We start from the raw sequence: 15,979 nt of genomic DNA on the forward strand, positions 1-15,979 counted from the left end.
GGAGAAAAGATGAAACGTCTTTTGACTGCAATTTTGATAGCTGCTGGCGCAAGCACAGCAATGGCGGATGGTCTGAAAAGCCTTGAATCTTTCATGAAGAACGTCCGTGCAGGCAAGGCGGAGTTCACGCAGGCAGTGACGGCTCCTCCCAAGCAGGGACAGGAGGTGCGCACCAAGGTTTCCAGTGGCAGCTTTGAATTTCAGCGCCCCGGCAAGTTCCGCTTCAACTACGTCAAGCCGTTTGAGCAGCTGATCGTGGCGGATGGCAAGACGCTGTGGCTGTATGACGCCGACCTGAATCAAGTTACAGAGCGCGCACAGGCGCAGGCGCTGGGCAGCACGCCGGCGGCCATTTTGACTTCGGCCACGGATCTGAAGGCGCTGAAGGCGGACTTTGAGCTGAGCAACGAGCACAATGGCGATGGCCTGGAATGGGTGCTGGCCAGCCCCAAGCAAAAAGGCGGTCAGCTTAAAAGCGTGCGCATTGGCTTTACGCCCGAAGGGCAACTGGCGGCGCTGAGCATTGAAGACAGCTTTGGCCAGCATTCGCTGATGAAGTTCCAGTCTTTGCAGACGCAGGCTTCTTTGCCAGCATCGACTTTCCAGTTCAAAGCGCCTAAGGGGGCGGATGTGCTCAAGCAGTAAACCGGATAGCCCGGACGCGTAAAAAAGGCCTGCGGATGAATTTCCGCAGGCCTTTTTTACTGTTGAATCAGGCTCTAGACCTTACTTATCAAGTGCAAAGCGCTGCGCTTTTGATAGTGGCTGAGCCGGTTCAAGATGACGTCATCAGGCGCGCTTGGCGCTCATGGCTTGCTTGCTGCCGGTTGCAAAGTCCAGCAGGCCCGCAATCACCAGTACGCAGACTACGGGTGTGACCCAGCCCATACCGAGGGCGGCACCGGGCAGGCTGTCCAGCCATGCGGGGACCAGTGAATCAAACGTGGCCGCCTTGGCTGCGTCGAACAGGCCAAAGACCAAGGCGACGGCCATGACGGGGATGTAGACGCGTGATGGCTGGTTCCAGCGGTGCAGCAGGCTCAGGGCGATCAGGGCGATGGCCAGAGGGTAAAGACCCACGAGCACAGGCACGGCCACGGCAATCAGCTGGGCCAGGCCCTGGTTGGCGACGACGGCGCTGAAGACAGACAGGCCGATGACCATGGTGCGGTAATTGATGCCTGTCAGGTCGCTGAAGAAGCTGCTGCAGGCCGTAATCAGGCCGATCCCGGTCGTCAGGCAGGCCAGCATGATGACGATGGCCAGCAGCCACAGGCCTGCGGGACCAAAGGTCTGCTGCACAAAGGCCGTGAGGATCTGCACGCCGGTGGTGGCGTTGGCTGCCAGATTGCTGTTGGTGGCTCCCAGATACATCAGCGATGCATAGACCAGACCCAGACAGACGGCGGCAATGATGCCGGCGTAGATGCAGTAGCGGGTGTGCAGTTTGGTGTCGTGCACGCCAGCGGCCTTGATGGCGTTGACGATGACGATGCCGAAGATCAGCGATGCCAATGCATCCATGGTCTGGTAGCCCTGCAAAAAGCCTTCGGAGAAGGCTGCAGCCTGCGTGGCATAGGCTGTGGTGCTGACGCTGTAGCCGCCCACAGGGGCCAGCACGGCAGAGCCGCCGAGTACAGCCAGAGCCACAATCAGCACGGGGGTGATGATCTTGCCCACGTTGTCCATCAGCTTGCCGGGGAACAGCGACAGCAGCGCCACCATTACAAAATAGGTGATGGTGAAGGCCAGCAGCATGCCAGGCGTGTTGCCCACAAACGGTGCCAGACCCATCTCGAACGAGACTGTAGCGGTGCGCGGCGTGGCGAACAGAGGGCCTATGGTGAGATAGATGGCAACCGCGAGAACCAGACCGGCAATGCGGCCAATGGGGTGGGTCAAAGTGTCCAGACCACCGCCCACGCGGGCCAGGGCGATCACGCCCAGCAGGGGCAGGCCCACGCCGGTCAGCAAAAAGCCGGCCGATGCGCCCAGCAGGTTTTCACCCGCAGCCATGCCCACCATGGGGGGGAAGATGATGTTGCCTGCCCCGAGGAACAGGGCAAAAGTCATGAAGCCGAGGGCAAAAATGTCCCACGTCTTGAGTTTTTTCATACGCATAGGATCTGGCGCACGGTGCTTGCAGCAGCGCGCTCAGAGTCAGTTGGAATCAAGGAAAGTTGCGGATGCTTTCGATTGAGTGCTGGCTGACAGGCGGTAGCCGTATCAGTCTCAGGCATTGCCTGCCCAAGGTGGGCAGCAGGCAATGAATCTAAACGCGCTGCCACGCAAGGCTGACCTGGCTTTTGGCAGGCAGAACAGGGGCAGTACTTCCATGAAGGCGAGGGGTGGCCTCGTTAATGGAGAGATTTAATCCGTTAAAACGCTATTCTCCATTATCAAGAATTCTGATAGGAAATAAGGGTTAACGCAGGTGAGTGCTGGCTACAAAGGGGCTAGGCCAAACCGCTCTGCCCCTTTGGATGCGTGCAGGGCTGGCGCGTTGGATACTTGAGGGGTCATGGTCATGCACAACAACTCTCATTCCTCGGCAGTGTCCCATCAGCCTCTGGCAGAACGTCTGCGCCCACGCACGCTGGGGGAGGTGGTCGGCCAGCAACAAGTGCTGGGCGAGGGCATGCCGCTGCGCCTGGCGTTTGAGTCGGGCCGCCCGCACAGCTGCATTCTCTGGGGCCCGCCCGGCGTGGGCAAAACCACGATTGCGCGCCTGATGGCCGATGCGTTTGATGCACAATTCATCTCCATCAGCGCTGTGCTGGGCGGTGTCAAGGACATTCGTGAAGCCGTGGAGCAGGCGCAGCTGGCGCGCGATGGGCTGATGCAGCAGCGCACTATCGTGTTTGTGGATGAGGTGCATCGCTTCAACAAAGCTGTCAAGTCATATATAAATCAACAACTTAGGAATGCGTTTGTGCAATTCCTTGTGCTTCCCCATTGTTCAATGGGGGTGAAGCATGGCTGATTTGTTCGCACAAGAGCCCTCTGCACCACTGGCTGAAGCACTTCGTCCAAAGACCTTGGACGAGGTGGTCGGACAGTCGCACTTGTTGGGAGAAGGTAAGCCTTTAAGACTTGCCTTCCAGTCAGGCAAACCCCACTCCATGATCTTCTGGGGGCCGCCGGGTGTTGGCAAAACCACTTTGGCACGCCTCACAGCTACAGCCTTCAAGTGCGAGTTCATTGCCTTGTCTGCAGTTTTCTCTGGTGTCAAAGACATTCGCGCTGCAATGGAGCAAGCACAGCAGAACCTCTCTATGGGCAAGCACACAATCTTGTTCGTAGATGAAATTCACAGGTTCAATAAGTCCCAACAAGATGCACTTCTTCCCTATGCCGAAAGTGGGCTAGTCACCTTCATTGGCGCCACTACTGAGAACCCTTCTTTTGAAGTGAATTCGGCTTTGTTGTCGCGTGCTCAAGTCTATGTCTTGAAGTCTTTGACAGACGAGGAACTAAAGCTTTTGCTTGTTCGTGCCCAAGACCTCGCCGTTGGACATCTTCAGTTTGATGACCTGGCTAGAGACACGATCATTGGCTATGCAGATGGGGACGCCAGAAGGTTCTTGAACCTGTTGGAGCAGACCAGTACAGCAGCTAAGGCTTCTGGGATCACAGCAATCAATGCTGACTTCTTGCAGAATGCTTTGACCCTGAACAGTCGTCGCTTTGACAAGGGTGGGGACAACTTCTATGACCAGATTTCAGCCTTGCACAAATCGGTGCGTGGCTCCCATCCTGATGCTGCCCTTTACTGGCTGACCCGTATGTTGGACGGTGGTGCTGATGCAAGGTATCTGGCGCGGCGCATTGTTCGCATGGCATGGGAAGACATCGGACTTGCTGATCCAAGGGCTATGCAGATAGCCAACGACGCTGCATTGACCTATGAACGGTTGGGTAGTCCTGAAGGTGAGTTAGCCTTGGGGCAAGCTGTCATCTATTTGGCCATAGCTGCCAAAAGCAATGCTGGCTACAACGCCTACAACCAAGCTAAAGCATTCGTGAAACAGGACAAGAGCCGGGAGGTTCCTGTTCATCTTCGAAATGCTCCAACGAAGCTCATGAAGGAACTGGGCTATGGGCATGAGTACCGATATGCTCATGATGAACCCAATGCCTATGCTGCTGGTGAAACCTATCTTCCTGAAGGCATAGAAGAACCGGGTTGGTATCAACCGGTGCCAAGAGGACTTGAAGTCAAAATTGCTGAAAAGCTTGCTCTCCTGCGGAAGTGGGATGAGGAAGCTGGGGAATAGAAATTCAAACGAATTCCGATAAACATGCACTGGTGCAAGCGTGCCAGTAGCTTATAAAAAGATAGATTTATGCCAACACTGCACTGGGTCGGAAAAAACAAGGTGGTCAACCACCATCATGATGTGCCATTCCGTTTGCTAGATAAGCAATACAGCTTCAAAGCCAACGAGGGTGCCCCAATCAACTCCATGAACAATCGCATCATTCATGGTGACAATCTAGAGTCGTTGAAAAGCCTTCTTCCAGAATATGAAGGTAAAGTGAATTGTATTTACATTGATCCACCTTACAACACTGGCAATGAAGAGTGGAAGTACAACGACAACGTCAATGACCCAAAGATCAAGAAGTGGCTGGGTCAAGTTGTAGGTAAGGAAGGCGAAGATTTAAGCAGGCACGATAAGTGGCTTTGCATGATGTATCCGCGCTTGAAGTTGCTTCATCGTTTGTTAGCAGATGATGGCATTTTCTTCGTTAGTCTGGATCGCAATGAAATGGCAACATTCAAGTTGTTGCTTGAAGAAATATTTGGTGCAGGAAACTGGGTTGGGGAAATTGTTTGGCGAAATGTTACTGATAACAACCCAACGAACATTAGCTTAGAGCATGAGTACATCTTGTGCTACGCAAAATCCAAGAATCTGATTAGTCCAATTTGGTCCTCCCCATATTTGGAGGTCAAAACGAAGCTAATTGAGCTTGGTGAAAAATTGGCTGAAAAACATGAAGACTTGGGTGAACTAAAGTCTTCATATGCTGAATGGTATCGTGAACACAAATCAGAGTTGTGGCCGTTCCAAGACTACAAGTTCATAGATCATGATGGAATTTACACAGGAAGCCGTAGTGTCCATAACCCTGGAAAAGAGGGTTATCGCTATGATGTTTTTCATCCTGAGACTAAGAAGGCATGCAAGCAACCATTGATGGGTTATAGGTTTCCGCCAGAGACAATGCAAAAGCTTTTAGATGAAGATCGCATTCTGTTTGGCGAGGACGAATCTAAGCTCATTGAGCTAAAGCTTTATGTAAAAGACTACAAAGCAAAGCTTGCTTCACTCATTGAATTGGATGGTCGAACTGGAACAAACGAAATCAAGAATATTTTTTCAGATAGATCTAAGCCGTTCGACTACCCTAAGCCTTCAGTCTTGCTTGAAGAATTACTTGGTTTTGTAATGAAGCCGAATAGTGTTGTTCTAGACTCCTTTGCTGGTAGCGGAACAACAGCGCATGCTGTTTTGAAATTGAATGCTCAAGATGATGGCAATCGTCGTTTCATTTTGTGTGAAACGTTGGACTATGCTGAAACGATTACGGCTGAACGGGTTCGCCGTGTCATCAATGGCTATGGTGAAGGAAAGAAGGCTGTAGCAGGATTGGGAGGCGGATTTGACTTCTATTCAGTTGGCACAGCTCTCTTCAAAGATGACAAGAATCTCAATGAAGAAGTTGGAGCAGAAGCCATCAGAGACTATGTAGCCTACACAGAAAAAATTCCAACTGGGAAAAGGTTGGACGCTGGAAATTCTGTGAGTCCCTATGCTTTAGGTGCAACAGAAACTTCGCTATGTGTCTTTTTCTATGAACGCGATCGGGTCACTGCACTTGATATTGATTTTCTTGGACAACTGAAAATCAAGGATCTACAGTCCAGGCCTGAACAGTTTGTGATTTACGCTGACAAGTGTGCTTTGGATAAAGACTTCCTCTACAAACACGGAATCACATTCAAGCGCATTCCTCGTGACATCACACGATTCTAAGAAGAAGAAAAACACATGGAACTCAAAGACTATCAAGCTGACGTTCTAACGGACCTCAGTAAATATTTAGAAACACTGCTTGAGTGCAAGGGGCATCTTCCCAATGCTTTTATCAAGTATTGGAAAGATCGTGGTGTTCTCAATCAGGCATACAAGAACAACATCAAAGAAGTGCCTCATGTATGCGTGAAGGTCCCCACTGCTGGTGGCAAGACTTTCATTGCAGTGAATGCCTTGGACAGAATTTTTTCTGCCTTTGCAGAGTACAACCCCACACGCCCTAAGTTCGTGGTGTGGCTGGTTCCTTCACTGACCATCCTTGAGCAAACGGTTAAGAATCTGTCCAACATCGATCACCCATATCGTCAGCGATTGAATGACCTGTTCAATGGTCGTGTGCAGATTTACGAGAAGGCTGATGTCCTTCAGGGTGCAGGGTTCAATGCGGACACTGTGAAGGAGCAGCTATCGGTGGTTGTGATGTCGTTTGACTCACTCAAGGCAACCAACAAAGAGAACCGTAAAGCGTTTCAAGAAAACGGCTATCTCGCTTCGTTTTTGAATGATGACAGTGAAGTTGTTGAGCCACTGGAAGGAACTGATCCTTCCGCGCTCATCAATGTCATGCGGACCCTCAAGCCGATTGTGGTTGTGGATGAAAGCCACAATGCTGAAAGCACTTTGTCCGTGGACATGCTTCGCAATCTCAACCCAAGTTTCATTTTTGACCTGACCGCTACTCCACGAGATAACAGCAACATCATCAGCTATGTTGATGCCTTGCGACTCAAGAAGCAAAACATGGTCAAGCTTCCTGTGATTGTTGCCAATCAACGAAGCCAAGAAGATGTGATCATGGCGGCTTTGAACATGCGGCGGCAATTGGAAGAGTTCGCTAAGAAGGCTGAAGAAAAGGGCGGTGGCTACATTCGCCCTATCGTGCTGTTCCAGGCTGAACCGAAGAACAAGGACGACACCACCACCTTTGAGAAGGTGCGGGAAATTCTGCTTGAACTGAATATTCCAAAAGAACATATTGCCATCAAGACTGCCAATATCAACGAACTGAAGAATGTTGATTTGATGAGCCGTGATTGCCAAGTGCGATACATCATCACGGTCAATGCGCTGAAAGAGGGGTGGGATTGCCCGTTCGCTTATGTGCTTGCGACACTGGCAAACAAGTCTTCTGTGGTGGATGTGACTCAAATTTTGGGTCGTGTGCTGCGTATGCCTTACACCAGAAAGCACAGCATTGAGCTACTGAACTTGAGCTATGTTTTTACCTCGTCCAGCCACTTCCAGAACACGTTGAGTCAGGTGGTTGCGGGTTTGAACAAGGCTGGTTTCTCAAAGCGCGACTACAGAGAATTTGACCTGTCTGCGATTGAGCCAGAGCCGGGTGCTACACCATCACCAACTCAGGAACAATTAAACCTTACGCCTCCAACTGGTGGGGACAAGCCTGCTGAAGCGAGTGATGGCCAGGATCTTGAAATTGAGAAGAGCAAGCTCAATCCTGACTGGGAACAACAAGCTGTGGAGCAAGCTGCTATAGCCCCAAATGGCGATCAGCCTGCCTCAACTGGCAGTGATGCAACAGGTGTTGAAGCAATCAAGAATCAGGCTGCTGAACAAGCTAAAGAATTTGAAGAACAGGCCAATGCTACGAGTGGTGAATCTGTTCCAGAAGAACTGAAGGCCCATATGAACGAGCATAAGATGAAGCAAAAGTTTGAAGAGTCTGCAAAGGCAATTCAGCTACCCCAGTTCTTCATCAAGTTGCCCTCTGATGGTGGGTTCTTTGACAGTGGTGATGAGTGGCACAAGTTGGCTAAAGAAAACTTGCTGTCTAACTTTGTGTTGGCAAACCTCGATGCCACTATTAACTTCACAGCCATTGAATCTGATGTCTATAAGGTAGATGCCGAAGAGATTGGTAATGGTGAAAGTGCTCCATCTTTCACTGTAGTGAAGAAGGCAGAAAAAGAAAAGCTCAACAGCATCATCAAGAGTCAGCCGACTTCAGGTCAAATCACTTCTATCGTTGGTCGGCTTTTCAGCCTAATTGGTAAGAACAGTTTCTACCCAATTGAAGACAACGATGTTAAGCACTACCTCAAACGAATTGTTGAGGCCATGAGTGCTGATCTGCGCGCTGATTGCCTTGAGCGTGACTATGCGTATGTCAAGCTCATCAAAGATAAGATTCAGAGCCTTGCCAATGAGTATGCTGCTAAGGAATTTGGCAATTGGCTGACCACTCAGAAAATCAAACTTCGTCCGTCTTTCTCGTTGCCTGCAACGATTGCACCAAGTGAAAATGCTCCTGCTATCAGCAAGAGCCTTTATGTCACTGAAGGTAGTGTGAACAACTTAGAAAGCAAGGTTATCCGGGGTGTTGCAGAACTGGAAAACATTGTCTGGTGGCACAGAAACCTTGAGCGTGGCAAGGGGTTCTTGCTGAATGGTTTCCTTAATCACTACCCTGACTTCATTGTTCTCACTGAGAGCAAGAACATCATTGTGGTGGAAACCAAGGGTGATGATAGGGATAACTCTGACTCCAAGGACAAGCTGAAGCTTGGCAAAATTTGGGAGTCTCAGGCTAACCAGATTGCGCATGAAACCGGCTACCGCTATCACTACATGATGGTATTTGAGAGCAACCCGATTGACGGGGCTCATACCACTGGTGATGTGCTGAAGCTAATTGAGGCATTGTAAAGTGAAGAAAGTCAATAAATGGGTATGGCAAAGATGCTGCTTTTGGCCGACCTGCCGCTCATTATTGTCTTTTTAGGCGAGGCATTGAAGCCAAGAGATTGAGTCTCTAACTCCAAATCAAGCAACTCAATTTCGGGAATTTTTACAAATGAAAATCAGAAAAATTTCGATCAAAAATTTTCGAGGTATTAAAGAGCTTGATTGGAGTTTGCCAGCCGCCGAAATTTTCTGCCTAATTGGCAAAGGTGATTCGTCCAAATCCACAATTTTGGAGGCGCTTCGCTACGCCTTCTATCCTCAGTGGAACCCAATATTTACTGATGCTGATTTTTATCAGTGTAAGGTGGATAACGGCATAGTCATCGAAGTCACCCTTGGTGATTTGACTCCTGAGTTTTGTTCCGATCAAAAGTATGGCCATCATCAACGTGGGTGGGATAAAGCCACCCAGAAGCTCACTGATGAATCAGATGACCACCTTGAATCTGTCCTGACGGTTCGCCTAACTATCGGCAAGGAATTGGAGCCCAAGTGGATCGTCGTTACTGATCGGACGCCTGAAGGTGTGCTATTCAAGCAAGCTGACAGAGCCAAGGTAAGTGTTGGCTTAATTGGTGCGTTCAGTGAAAAGCAGTTATCTTGGGCCGCTGGAACAGCATTAGCCAAGCTGACCGAAGCGCAGAGCTTGAACGAACTTCTCGCGACAGCTTCTAGGACTGCCCGGACGTCGTTAGATGCTGATCGCCTTGTCACACTCAAGAATTTTGACGCGGCTGCTGTGAAGTCGGAGGGGATCGCCAAACTGTTGGGTGTCCCGGTGACTACTTCATATCAAGCACATTTGGATTTGAACTCAATCAATCTGAAAGCTGGTGGGCTGGCACTGCATGACGGCGACATGCCACTGCGTCAGTTGGGATTGGGATCTCGTCGCATGCTGCTGTGCGGAATTCAGCAAGTAGGGTTGGACGAAGGGCATATCACCCTGTTTGACGAAGTTGAGTTTGGGCTTGAGCCTCATCGCATATCAAGATTGATTAAGCATGTGCGCGAAGACAAACGTGGTCAATATTTCTTGACCACGCATTCGCCGGTCGTGTTGCGAGAACTGACGATCAACGAACTTTATGTTGTTCATAGCAAGGCTGGAAATGTCCAAATCATTGCTGCCTCAAGTGATAGCCTGAAAGAGCACGAAGTCCAAGGAAAGATTCGATCGAGTGCTGAAGCATTCTTAGCCAAAAAAGTCGTCGTCTGTGAAGGTGCCACTGAAGTTGGTTTTTTGAGAGGATTTGATGACCACCAGGTTGGGAAGGGTGGCGATCCATTTTCTTATCACGGTGTCGCCCTTTTGAATGCTGGGGGTGCTGGTAATGTCAAAGGACTTGCCAAAGCGTTCAAGGGTTTGTGTTATGACGTGGCGGTGTTAGCCGACGCAGATGCACCTAAACTATTTTCACCTGTGGACGAAGAAGAACTTAAAAAGCTCAAGGTTAATGTCTACGCGTGGAGTGACATGCTCTCGTTGGAAGAACGAGCTTTTCAAGATTTGCCTTGGCCCAGTGTAGTGACAAGCCTAAAGCTGGCGCAAGACGATCTGAAGTTTCCTGTTTATGACAATGTGCGTTCCAAGCTTCAAAAAGACTTGGACAAGGATTTAAATAAATGGATTGAAAGCCCAGAGCTTAAAACTGCAATTGGTCGTGCTGCTAAAGATAGCGGATGGTTCAAAGACATAACACGTGGCGACAAGTGGTTTGCTACCATAAGCCCAGCGTTTGCAGATCCGGAGTTTTCAAAGAAGGACACAGCAGTAAAGCTTGCCTCGCTTTGGACATGGGCATCTGATGTCTGACGAATTGGCCATCAAGCTGGTCAATTGCGTAGCCAAGGGGTATGTAATCGCACCTGCGGGTTATGGCAAAACTCACCTTATTGCATTGGCTGCAAAAGCCTCTACAAACAGACAGTTGATTTTGACGCACACCTTTGCGGGTGTGAATTCAATTAAAGCCAAGATGACGGCCTTGAAGGTGCCAGCCTCGCAGTACCAGGTTGACACAATAGCAAGTTGGTCACTTCGGCTGTGTCTGGCGTACCCGAAAACTTCGGGCTGGAAAGCTGACCATCCTTCTGGTAAGCAGTGGGACAAGCTCTACGCATCCTGCTCTGGTTTGCTTGCGAAAGCGTTCATACGGCACATAGTGTTATGCAGCTATTCAGGCGTCTACGTCGATGAGTATCAAGACTGTTCAGACCTTCAGCATGAACTCGTGTGTGCGTTAGCTGAAGTCCTGCCATGTCGCGTGCTAGGTGATCCGATGCAAGCAATCTTTGACTTTGAAGATGCTCAAAAGCCTGTTGATTGGCATACAAAGATCTATCCTCATTTTGAGTGTCTTGGAAAGCTGGAGAAGCCGTGGCGTTGGGAGAATGCCCAAGCACCTGAGCTTGGCGCTTGGCTAAAAGTGTCTAGAGAAAGGCTTGAAAAGGGCCAGAAACTAGATCTAGTTCATGGGGTGCCAGCTTGCGTTGAACGCATCTATACGAAAGAGGAATTTCTTTCACAACAGCAGTATTTAACGTTGTTGAAGTTACTAAATAAAGATGGTTCCGTTATTGGGCTTCATGGCGGTGATCAAAAGTTAAAAGAAAAAACTCACGCTTTAGCCCGAATGTTGGGCGGCAAGTTTTCATCTATTGAAGAGGTTGAGGGAAAAGCACTTCATTCGATCATTAAGAAAATTACGGCGGCGAAGACTGCGAAATCGGCTTTTCTGCATGCACTTGATTTTGCCAAGAAGTGTTTCACTGGAGTGGATGGTGCCCTTGCAGCAGGAACGAAGAAGGGTGAAGTTGCCAAGCAGATTAAAACGACGAAGCACCCGTTAATGCTGCATGCAGCCAATCTCTATCTTGGTGACCCATCCCCGAAGAATCTCAAAGCCTTCTTTCTGGAGTTGAAGGCTAACCCGGACACATCCTTATTCCGAAGAGATCTTTTTTATCGGTTTTTGAATACTCTCAAAATACACATAGACGGTGAGGGAAATACACTTGCTGAATCGGTAAAGATTTATCAACGTGACATGAGACATACCGGACGCCCAATTCGTCATACCAAACTCGTAGGAACCACTTTGCTTGTCAAAGGTTTGGAATACGACCATGCCGTTATTCTGGACGCGGACAGTCTTGATTCAAAAGACCTTTATGTTGCTATGACTCGTGGCGCAAAGTCACTTACGATCATATGCGCGGGCAAACCTCTGCCAACTATATGATCAAGAAAAGCACTGACAGTTAAATTCATATGATTTTGACTGACACAAAGAAGAAAGCACCCAATGGGGTGCTTTTTTGTTATTGCAGTCTTGATTTTTCAAGCTCTAGCCTTTTAATTGATTTTTTGAATAAGAAGGTCAAAGTTTCAATGGCTGCATCTATGTCGTCGGCAGTTGCTTCCTTCATATCGATTTCGAGAGCTGACTCTAAAAGTTTGTATGAGAGATTAAGGTTAACAACCTTTTTTTGCCCTCGGACAGTTACGGCTAGAGCTTCGTCTGAATCCTTAGCGACAGAAAGTGTCTCTGTTGCACGCTGAATTGCTCTAGCTTTATGAATGGCTCTGGCTTTCCTGCCTCTGATTTCTAGCTGACTTTTATACTTGGAGGAATAAATTTGATACTTCAACAAGCCAGTGATCTTTTCTATATTGATGACAGTGAGGTTTTTTCCTTCATTATTTAGTTTGGTTATTGCGGCTAAAACTTTCTCATCTAGTTCTTTTCTTTCCATATTGTCTCCTTGGGTTGGTTGTTTGATTTTGGTGTGAAATGTAATTTTTTCCATGACTTGGCCCATTGCCAAATTGTTCCTGTATCGTAGTCTTCCGCATATCCAATGACAGTATCAATGTTTGCACCTTTATGAACTTGGTGGCAAACGACAAGTAATTGTTCATATTTGATGGCTAATTTCACTAAAAAATTTTGAGTAATATCTATTCCGAAAGTTTCAATCTCATATATTCGTTTTAGATTGCCATCAATAATGGCCTGCAACATTTGGTCCATCGCTTCTATTTCTTGCTCATCTACAAGAATAATTCCCCTCCTGACATCGCCAGTAGGGAAGGTTGCTTCGATTTTTTGCTCTATTTCTTTCATATTTTCTCCTTGTGTTTATTGAGTTGATTTGCTTAGATTTTCTTGACCCTGGTCTTTGTTTGTTCTTTCGGCACAAGCTTGACCTCAAGCCTCTGGCTAATGGATAGATTCATAAGTTCAAAATCAAGCTGTTTTTCATTCAAAATATTTATGATGTAAAGGTCAATGTACTGAAGAGCCTCTTGAACATTCTTCATCATGAAACCTGGTGCTTGGCTGAAGTAGTCACAATTGGTGATGTCGCCAATCCAATGTTTCACCGAAATCTTCCCAAGTCTCTGATTTCTGATGGCTACCTCTTTGGGAGACATGTCAGGGGTGATTGGGTGTACTGCAATGAAGCCTTCTCTCACAAAGTCCTTTAGCGGCTGTTCTTGTGCATAGTAGTTTTCAGCCAAAGACTCATAGTTATCTCCAAAGTATTCTTTGGTTAGGTAGTTGGATTTGAAGTGCTCCTGCATAGTGATAGAGCATGGATCGTTCAGACTCATTTTTTGATAAACAGCCAGTTCTTTCTTGAAGTATTTGTAAGCTGTGTTGTCATCTAGTTTCCAATCCCAATGACCATTCTTTGTCTTCTTCTGGAGAAGAAGATCGTCTGTGGTAAGGTTTTTCAGAAATAGAGAAACCAGACGACTTGGGGAGATGTCTGTGGTCTGCTGGATGATGACTAGCTTGGCAATGTTCGCCTTTATCAGTCTGTAGGTGTTGTTTTTCTTCTTAATCAATTAACTCTCCTGCGTGCTGTACATCTAGCAGGATAAATTAAGTTGTCAATTTAAATTCATATGAATTTAACTGACTAAGGCAGACAATAAAAAAGCACCTGAAGATGCTTTATATGATTGTTGGCTTTGATGAGTCTTTGGTTTGAAGCTTCTTTTTCTCAAGCTCAAGATTTAGAGCAATCAGCTTTTGCTCCAATGCCATAAGCTGGCTTTTGATCTGTGAAGCTCTTCGGCCTTTGGCACTGGCAAGCTGAAGAAGCAAGCTGTGGTACTGCATAGATAGACCACCAATTTGTGCTTCCAATCCACCTACGGCGGCCGCACCCATGCCACTACCCAACGGGCCATCACGATCCTGCTCATCTTGGCGGCGGGCCACTTGGTGTGGAAGGTCGGCAGTCGGAAGCTTGGTGGCGGGATCGGCCTGCTCCTTCAACTGGGTAAGCTGCTCCCTCAGAGTGCTGCGAATCTCTTTGGAAGGCACTGGCTTGACCATCTGATCTTGTTCGTCCTTGCGGCGTGCTACTCGGTGTGGAAGATTGGCAGTAGGTAGCTTGGCGGCTCTGGGAGTGCGTTTCGCACCAGGCTTAGGGGTGAGGTAGCGGCGCTGATTGAAAGCGGTTCTGGCCTCGATGCCAGCAATGAGCTTGTCCTTCTGTTCCTTGGCCTCTACCGGGGTGAGGAACTTCGGAATCTTGGACTGGTGGTGCTCGGCCACAAGCTGCTTGTAATCGCTGCCCTTGGTGAACAGTTGTCCCTTCAGACGGGTGTTCCTACTGGCACCAGGCAGACGCACGGTGATGAACTCACTGCCAACAACCTGCACATCCAGGCCGTGGCGTTTCATGTAGCCAATCAACTGATTGCGATTGCTGATGGTGCCATTGACAATCTCGCTATGAAGCACCTGGGCAAAGTCATTCTTTGCCTTCTTGTCCTTCTTCCCATTGGGTGACTTCGCCTCAAATGGTTTGAGTGCGATCTTGAGTGGATCGGGAACAACTTGCGCGAACCCAAGGTTGTCATTTATGACAGCAGAAAACGCATTGAAGAATTGAATGTTCTTTTCGCCGGGCGGATGAATGTTTAGTTGCTGGCCACCACTGGAAAGCTCGGAATTTGCAACAAGGAAGTGAAGCTCAAGATTTCCTTTATCACGATGCATGACCCAGAAGTCAGCGAAGTTCTCATCAACCTTCAGACATGGCAGGAAGGTTGAGCGGAATGTCTCAATCAGAGTAGTGATTTGCTCTGGAGTGACAGATTGGGATTCAAGGCCATCACGAAAGGCGATGACACCAGAGGTGTACTTGTGTTGCCTTTTGGTGGAGTTGGCTATCTCGGTGAAAGTGTTGGGATCACCAAACAGAATTTCAGGAAGGACAGAGCGCTTTTTCTTCTCGTGATCGATGTCACTGAGTAGATATTTAACGGCTGATTCAGAACCTCCTTTGCCAGTTGGAAAAATGGTGATGTTCATTTTTTCCCTCTGAATAGTTCTGCAATAGTGCTAACTCCTTCCTGAATCTTGGTGAGTTCTTGGAACATTCCTTCTGTTGTTGAGTTCCAAACTTTCATTCGGTTCAGTGATCGTGCGATTTGATTTATGTTGCTTCCGATCTTGCCAAGGGAAGCCAAAAGCTGAACACGCAATTTGTGCTCTGCTTTGGTTTCTTGATCGGCTTGGTGATTTGAAGGAAGCAGCACAGCACGTGCAAAGATTGCTGTTGAAGAAGCACCTGCTTCAGCGGATCTTTCTTGAAGAGCGATCCATTCTTCTGGTGTGAATCTGATTTCAAAACGCTTGTTGCGAATTTTTTTGTTGACTTCTACACCTGCTTGACCCGCTCTTCTTTTGAGAGTCGGGTCTTTTTCTTTTTGTGGGTATCCCATAGGGGCCTCCTTTGTTCTTGTTTTTATCGAGCCTCGCGCAGCAGCGGGTGTGGGTGAAACCCACGATATTCAACCTAAAGATAGCCCGAAAGGGATAACGTAGGATTGATTGACCTTGCTTAAACTCCTTTTCCCCATTTTTTTGAATTTGTAGGGGGTTAGAGTAACGGTGCTTATTAATACCTTAGCAAGATCAAAATCGAAGTCAACGATCATCAGTAGTATGAGCAGATGTTTTATGGTCGAAAATTTGTATGAATAAAAAACGGACTGTGTCATCTTCAATAAAATCAATGGAAGATGACGTCGCCATGAGACATAGGGCAGATTCATCATATATGTGTTCATGCGACATAAGACAAATTCATCATATATGTAGCCATGCGACATGAACTCAATTTGTCATTGTTGTTGACTT

The 15,979-nt window shown here is 48.0% G+C and carries 12 protein-coding genes and 1 pseudogene; 7 read left to right on the forward strand and 6 right to left on the reverse strand.

Annotated features, from left to right (window positions below):
* Positions 1 to 9: 9 nt before the first annotated feature.
* Positions 10 to 645 carry an outer membrane lipoprotein chaperone LolA gene (gene lolA / locus HF327_RS10405; protein ID WP_169108165.1) on the forward strand — a complete coding sequence of 212 codons (636 nt, stop codon included), beginning with the start codon at positions 10 to 12 and terminating at the stop codon, positions 643 to 645.
* Positions 646 to 789: 144 nt separating this feature from the next.
* On the opposite strand, the gene brnQ is transcribed toward lolA, so the two are convergent.
* A complete protein-coding gene (gene brnQ / locus HF327_RS10410) occupies positions 790 to 2,115 on the reverse strand; it encodes a branched-chain amino acid transport system II carrier protein (RefSeq protein ID WP_169108166.1) in 1,326 nt (441 codons plus the stop codon).
* 406 nt (positions 2,116 to 2,521) lie between these two features.
* Here brnQ and HF327_RS10415 point away from each other — a divergent pair.
* The 6 genes and pseudogenes from HF327_RS10415 to HF327_RS10440 all read left to right on the forward strand — a co-directional run.
* Positions 2,522 to 2,944, forward strand: a pseudogene (locus HF327_RS10415) (AAA family ATPase); the annotation flags it as partial.
* A gap of 31 nt (positions 2,945 to 2,975) precedes the next feature.
* Positions 2,976 to 4,277 carry a replication-associated recombination protein A gene (locus tag HF327_RS10420; protein ID WP_169108168.1) on the forward strand — a complete coding sequence of 434 codons (1,302 nt, stop codon included), beginning with the start codon at positions 2,976 to 2,978 and terminating at the stop codon, positions 4,275 to 4,277.
* 69 nt (positions 4,278 to 4,346) lie between these two features.
* Positions 4,347 to 6,044, forward strand: a complete 1,698-nt coding sequence (locus HF327_RS10425; protein ID WP_169108169.1) for a site-specific DNA-methyltransferase — start codon at positions 4,347 to 4,349, stop codon at positions 6,042 to 6,044.
* A gap of 15 nt (positions 6,045 to 6,059) precedes the next feature.
* Positions 6,060 to 8,771, forward strand: coding sequence for a DEAD/DEAH box helicase (locus tag HF327_RS10430; protein ID WP_169108170.1), 2,712 nt, complete (start codon positions 6,060 to 6,062; stop codon positions 8,769 to 8,771).
* A 148-nt stretch (positions 8,772 to 8,919) separates the two neighbouring features.
* Entirely contained in the window at positions 8,920 to 10,626 is a 1,707-nt protein-coding gene (locus tag HF327_RS10435) for an ATP-dependent nuclease (protein ID WP_169108171.1), read from the forward strand.
* Positions 10,619 to 12,055, forward strand: a complete 1,437-nt coding sequence (locus tag HF327_RS10440; protein WP_169108172.1) for a UvrD-helicase domain-containing protein — start codon at positions 10,619 to 10,621, stop codon at positions 12,053 to 12,055. Before HF327_RS10435 ends, HF327_RS10440 begins: the two co-directional genes overlap by 8 nt.
* Before the next feature lie 79 nt (positions 12,056 to 12,134).
* Here the strand turns inward: HF327_RS10440 and HF327_RS10445 are convergent, their stop codons facing one another.
* The 5 genes from HF327_RS10445 to HF327_RS10465 all read right to left on the reverse strand — a co-directional run bounded on the left by HF327_RS10445 (position 12,135) and on the right by HF327_RS10465 (position 15,561).
* On the reverse strand, positions 12,135 to 12,569 hold the full coding sequence (locus HF327_RS10445) for a hypothetical protein (RefSeq protein WP_169108173.1): 435 nt from the start codon (positions 12,567 to 12,569) through the stop codon (positions 12,135 to 12,137).
* Positions 12,551 to 12,940 carry a hypothetical protein gene (locus HF327_RS10450; RefSeq protein ID WP_169108174.1) on the reverse strand — a complete coding sequence of 130 codons (390 nt, stop codon included), beginning with the start codon at positions 12,938 to 12,940 and terminating at the stop codon, positions 12,551 to 12,553. The genes HF327_RS10445 and HF327_RS10450 overlap by 19 nt, the downstream gene beginning before the upstream one ends.
* Before the next feature lie 32 nt (positions 12,941 to 12,972).
* Positions 12,973 to 13,668, reverse strand: a complete 696-nt coding sequence (locus tag HF327_RS10455; protein ID WP_169108175.1) for a hypothetical protein — start codon at positions 13,666 to 13,668, stop codon at positions 12,973 to 12,975.
* 109 nt (positions 13,669 to 13,777) lie between these two features.
* Positions 13,778 to 15,148 (reverse strand): relaxase family protein, encoded by a 1,371-nt coding sequence (locus HF327_RS10460; protein ID WP_169108176.1) that lies wholly within the window; start codon positions 15,146 to 15,148, stop codon positions 13,778 to 13,780.
* Positions 15,145 to 15,561 (reverse strand): plasmid mobilization protein, encoded by a 417-nt coding sequence (locus HF327_RS10465; RefSeq protein ID WP_169108177.1) that lies wholly within the window; start codon positions 15,559 to 15,561, stop codon positions 15,145 to 15,147. The genes HF327_RS10460 and HF327_RS10465 overlap by 4 nt, the downstream gene beginning before the upstream one ends.
* Positions 15,562 to 15,979: the final 418 nt, after the last annotated feature.

This window comes from Comamonas suwonensis, assembly GCF_012844455.2.
GTDB classification, from domain to species: domain Bacteria; phylum Pseudomonadota; class Gammaproteobacteria; order Burkholderiales; family Burkholderiaceae_C; genus Comamonas; species Comamonas suwonensis.